This window comes from Arthrobacter sp. Y3223164, from assembly GCF_059091005.1.
On record NZ_JBNHGF010000225.1, the window covers coordinates 1 to 4,779 of the forward strand.

Consider the following 4,779-nt stretch of genomic DNA (forward strand, 5'->3'; position numbering starts at 1 on the left):
GCCCTCATCGCCGCGACGCCAGGCCCGCCGCCGCGACCCTAGGCGCCGACGGCTCCGGCGGTACCCTTCCGGCGGCCGTGCACGAAGAAGTAGAGCAGGGTGGTCAGCACCATCACCACGGCCAGCAGGGCGTACATGCCCGGGTAGTCGAGAACCGGAACCAGCGTGCCCAGGAGGATGGGGCCGAGCCCGGAACCGAGGTCGAGCGCCAGGAAGAAGGTGGACGTGGCCGTGCCGATGCGCATGGCCGGCGACACCTTCACCGCAATCGCCTGCGCGCCGGACATGATGGTGCCGAAGCCGATGCCGCTGAAGATCGCCGAGCCGATGATGGTCAGGAGGGTGGGGTCCGGGATCAGCAGCGCCAACCCCAGCACGAAGGAGATCAGGGTGGGGTACATGACGCTGTTGTCGCCGCGGCGGTCCTGGATCCGGCCGGCGAACAGGCGGGAGACCAGCACCGCCCCCGCATAGACCAGGAAGAAGACGCTGGCCGCGGAGGTGGAGCCTCGCGACTCCGCGTAGGAGGTCAGGAAGATCAGGATGCCGGAGTAGGAGGTCCCGGCCAGCAGGATGATGCAGGAGATGGGCAGGGCCGCCGTCTCGAAAATATCGCTCAGGCTCATCCGGAACCTGCCGGATCGCTTCGCGGCCGGCAGTTCCGGCACCCGCAGGAACAGGGCCACCACCAGGGCAACCACGGAGGCGGCGGCGCAGAAGTAAAACATCGCATCGTAGTTGCCCAGCCCCGCCAGCAGCACGCCGACGAAGGGGCCCACCGCCGTCGAGAGCGTGGTGGACAGGCCAAAGTACCCCGTTCCCTCTCCGCGCCGGGTGTGGGGGATGAGGGTCTGCGCCGAGGCAGCCACCGCGGTGGTGCCCGCGCCGAAGGCCATGCCGTGCACGATGCGCAGCACCAGCAGCCAGGTCAGCGAACCGGTGGGAATGTACAGCAGCGAGGCGGCCACGAACACGGCCATGGTCGCCAGGATCATCTTCCGGCGGCCCACGACGTCCAGCAGCCGGCCGGCGAAGATCCGCGCAATGACCGACCCGAGCACGAACGCGCTGGACGTGAAACCGGCGGCGGTGTCGGAGGCCTGGAAGCGGTCCACGGCGTAGAGCGCCATCGTGGTCATCAGCATGTAGAAAACCAGGGAGATGAACAGGTTGACGACGATGGCCAGAATAAAGTTCTTGGTCCAGAGCCTCGTCGGTTGCTGATTCATCCCGCTATCGGTCCTCTCATTCGGGCCGAAGCGTCGGCCGGCCAATCAGTACATGCGCTGCACACGCGGATGGAACCGCAGTGTGCAGCCAGGGTGCTTCGCCGGTCGCCCAAGGGGACAGCGACCGCCACAGTTCAGGGAAGCGGACCTTCGCTCCGGGCGCTTGGGCGCCCGGAGCACCTTCAACAACCTATCGCTTCGGGAGTAACATGTCGGCCAAGCGCCTGGCAGAGCGAGGAGCGTGCGATGGGCGAGACAACTGCGCAGGCGCAATCTGCGAACCTGATGGTGGACCTGATCATCTCGCTGGACGGCTATGCCTCGGCCGTGGGCTGGCCCGGCTGGTGGGGGCTGGAGGGCCCGGAGTATCTGGCCTGGCTCGAGCAGGAGGGGGAGAAGGACTACACCTTCCTCCTGGGCGCGAACACCTACAGGCTGATGTCCGGCATGTCCGAGCAGGCTGCGGCCGGGTCCTCGGAATTCTCCGAAGATGAGGGCGCCAGCCTGACCGGCCTCGCCGCCGTGCCGAAGGTCGTCTTCTCCTCCACGCTGCAGGCGCCGCTGACCTGGCCGAACTCGGAACTGGTCACCGGGAATGCCGTCGCGGCCGTGGCTGAGATGAAACGCGCCGGGACCAAGCTCAGCACCCTCGGCAGCCTCAGCCTGTGCCGGTCCCTGTTGACCGCGGGGCTCGTGGACCGCTTCCGGCTGGTCGTTTTCCCGGTCATCACCGGCCGCACCGGCCGGGAGCGGATCTACGACGGCTACCCGGACGTCGCGCTCGAGATGGTGGACAGCAGGACCTTCGACGGCCGGCTCCAGCTGCTCGAGTACGTCCCCACCGTGCTCGACGGGCCGCCCAGCAACGCGCAGGGCACAAGATAAGGCATAGGACACAAGAAAACCGGCGGGCCGCTTCGGGTAGCAGCCCGCCGGTTCCGGTCCGGTCAGGTCAGTTGCAGCCGTCGGGGCCGCACACCGCGCCGTCGTCGGTCTTCGACTGCGGCAGCACGGTCAGCGGGCTGCGCTCGTTCCACGCCTGCCGAATCGCCTGCGCGAACGCCTCGGCCGGCTGCGCCCCGGAAATCCCGTACTTGCGGTCCAGCACGAAGAACGGCACCCCGTTCACGCCGAGCGCGCGGGCCTCGGCGATGTCGGCGCGCACCTCCGCGGCAAAGCGGTCGCCGGCCAGCGTCTCGCGGATCTCCGTCTCGGGAATGCCCAGTTCGACGCCCATGCCCACCAGATACTCCGCGTCGCCAATGTCTTTGCCCTGCTCGAAATGGCCGGACAGCAGGGCTTCCTTGGCCTGGTCCATCACGCCGTGCTCCTTGGCCAGGTGCAGGAAGCGGTGCGCGGTGAAGCTGTTGGCCACCACCACGGAGTCGAAGTCGTAGTTCAACCCTTCGCCTTCGGCCTGCGCCGTGACGTGGGCGAACATCTGCTTGACCTGGTCCTGCGGCATGCCCTTCATCCGGGACAGGTACTCGGTCTCGGTGCCGTCATAGTGTTCCGGCAGGGTGGGGTCGAGCTGGTAGCTGCGCCATTCGACGTCGATCTGGTCCTTGTGTTCGAAGCCCTCCAGGGCCGTTTCGAAGCGGCGCTTGCCGATGAAGCACCAGGGGCAGGCAATGTCGGACCAGATCTCAATCTTCATGGACTTGTCAACAAAGAGCGCGGGTCGGCTATTCCGCGCGGTCCAGCTCGCCGTGGCACAGGCGCCGGACCACGTCCGTGAGCATGTGCAGGCCTGCCACGATGTCCTCGTCCCTGGTGTACTCGTGCTCGTTGTGCGAGATGCCCTCGACCGAGGGCACGAAGAGCATGATCGTCGGAACGATGTCCTTCATGTTCGTCGAGTCATGCCCGGCCAGGGTCTTCACCTTCCGGTAGGAAAGGCCGAGGTCGACCGCGGCCTTTTCGGCCAGTTCCACGCCCTCGGGCTGGTAGGGCGTCACGGGCCAGCAGTGGGAGCCGCCCTTGTCGATCCGCACGTTCGCGGCCCGCTCGATCTGAAGCATCCGCTCGTGCAGCATCTGGTCGGCCTCGGCCAGTACCGTCTCGTCGGCAGACCGCAGGTCAAGCAACAGGTTCACGCGGGACGGCACGACGACGGGGGAATTCGGATACACGTCGAGCTGGCCCACGGAGGTGTGCAGGACGCCGGGGAACCGGTCCGCGATTTCCCGCGCCGCCACCACCAGCATCGAGGCCCCCAGCAGGGCATCCTTCCGGTCCGCAATCACCGTGGAGCCGGTGTGCGACTGCTCGCCGTGCACCACGAACTCGTATTTGTTCGCCGCCCAGTTCGAATCCACCAGGCCGATCGTCACGCCGTCGCGCTCCATGCTCCGGCCCTGCTCGATGTGGATCTCGGCGCAGTAGACCGCCGCCGGCCCCGTTCCGGACCCGAGGCAGCCGATGGACTGCAGCGCTTCCGCGACCGTAATACCGGCCGGGTCCTCCACCGCCAACGCGGCAGCGGCGGTCATCTTTCCGGTGTAGACCGAGCTGCCCATCATCGAGGGCTTAAACCGCGCGCCCTCCTCATTGAACCAGTTCACCACCGCCAGATTGTGCCGCGGCACCGTGCCCGAGGAGCGCCATTCGGCCGCCAGCCGGAACGCGGCGTGGGCGGCGGCGAGGACACCGTAGGCGCCGTCGTACTTACCCGCGGTCGGCTGGGAGTCCAGGTGCGAGCCCACCACCACAAACGGCGCGTCCGGCACCAACTCCAGCAGGCCGAATTGGTTGCCTATCTGGTCGAACTCCACGCGGAAGCCCTTCGACTCCAGCAGTTCGGTGAACCAGCGCCGCTGTTCGCCGTCCGCCGCCGATCCGGCCAGCCGGTGGACCCCGCCGTTCTCCGTCGCCCCGAACCCGCTCAGCGCCTCGAAGTCCCGCAAGAAGCGTGCGTCGTCGTGTGAATCCAGCCCGCTCATCGCGCGTCCTCCTGTTCTCCGGTCTTCGGTGACCGCACGGATGGGTCCTGCAGCACGTGCAGCAGGGCGGGCTTGCCGCTGTCGACGGCGCGGCGGAAGGCATCGCGGAAATCAGCTGTCCGCTCCACCCGTTCGCCGTAGCCACCGAAGGACTGGGCCCACTGCGCGAAGTCCGGGTTGGTGAGCTCCGTGCCCGACGGCCGGCCCGGATAGCTGCGCTCCTGGTGCTCGCGGATGGTCGCGAAGCACCCGTTGTCCACCACGATGACCACCGGCGCGCTGCCGTACGCCGCGGCCGTCCCGAACTCCTGCCCGTTCATGAGGAAGCAGCCGTCGCCGGCCACGGAGACCACCTGCCGGCCGGGGAAGATCAATCCGGCCGCCACGGCGGCAGGGATGCCGACCCCCATGGCGCCGTTGCGCGGTGCCACGAGCGAGTCGGCCGCCGAGTGTGGCAGGTAGCGTGCCGGCCACAGCGCGTGGTTTCCCGCGCCGTAGGTGATGACGGCGTCGTCGTCCAGTTCCTCGCGCAGCACCGCCATGCACTCGTTCAGGTCCACGCCGCGGCCGCCGTCGGCCGGCACCGGGGAGCTGAAGCGCTCGTACTC

5 protein-coding genes are annotated in these 4,779 nt (G+C 67.9%); 1 reads left to right on the forward strand and 4 read right to left on the reverse strand.

Translation table 11 applies throughout. The features are described from left to right. Positions 1–38: 38 nt before the first annotated feature. A complete protein-coding gene (locus AC5RUJ_RS11325; RefSeq protein WP_494127750.1) occupies positions 39–1,229 on the reverse strand; it encodes an MFS transporter in 1,191 nt (396 codons plus the stop codon). Between the two features lie 246 nt (positions 1,230–1,475). Here AC5RUJ_RS11325 and AC5RUJ_RS11330 point away from each other — a divergent pair, with 246 nt between their 5' ends. Beyond that, positions 1,476–2,114 carry a dihydrofolate reductase family protein gene (locus tag AC5RUJ_RS11330; RefSeq protein WP_494127751.1) on the forward strand — a complete coding sequence of 213 codons (639 nt, stop codon included), beginning with the start codon at positions 1,476–1,478 and terminating at the stop codon, positions 2,112–2,114. A gap of 67 nt (positions 2,115–2,181) precedes the next feature. Here AC5RUJ_RS11330 and AC5RUJ_RS11335 read toward each other — a convergent pair whose 3' ends face one another. From AC5RUJ_RS11335 to AC5RUJ_RS11345, 3 genes are all read right to left on the reverse strand, one after another. After that, positions 2,182–2,886 carry a DsbA family oxidoreductase gene (locus AC5RUJ_RS11335; RefSeq protein WP_494013254.1) on the reverse strand — a complete coding sequence of 235 codons (705 nt, stop codon included), beginning with the start codon at positions 2,884–2,886 and terminating at the stop codon, positions 2,182–2,184. A gap of 28 nt (positions 2,887–2,914) precedes the next feature. Continuing rightward, entirely contained in the window at positions 2,915–4,171 is a 1,257-nt protein-coding gene (locus AC5RUJ_RS11340) for a M20 family metallo-hydrolase (RefSeq protein WP_494127752.1), read from the reverse strand. Beyond that, positions 4,168–4,779: thiamine pyrophosphate-dependent enzyme (locus AC5RUJ_RS11345; RefSeq protein ID WP_494155881.1), on the reverse strand; the 612-nt coding region annotated here is incomplete at its 5' end. The genes AC5RUJ_RS11345 and AC5RUJ_RS11340, both read right to left, overlap by 4 nt.

Coding starts and splice junctions, on each gene's coding strand:
- AC5RUJ_RS11325 (WP_494127750.1), bottom strand. CDS start 1,229: ATGAATCAGCAACCGACGAGGCTCTGGACCAAGAACTTTATTCTGGCC.
- AC5RUJ_RS11330 (WP_494127751.1), top strand. CDS start 1,476: ATGGGCGAGACAACTGCGCAGGCGCAATCTGCGAACCTGATGGTGGAC.
- AC5RUJ_RS11335 (WP_494013254.1), bottom strand. CDS start 2,886: ATGAAGATTGAGATCTGGTCCGACATTGCCTGCCCCTGGTGCTTCATC.
- AC5RUJ_RS11340 (WP_494127752.1), bottom strand. CDS start 4,171: ATGAGCGGGCTGGATTCACACGACGACGCACGCTTCTTGCGGGACTTC.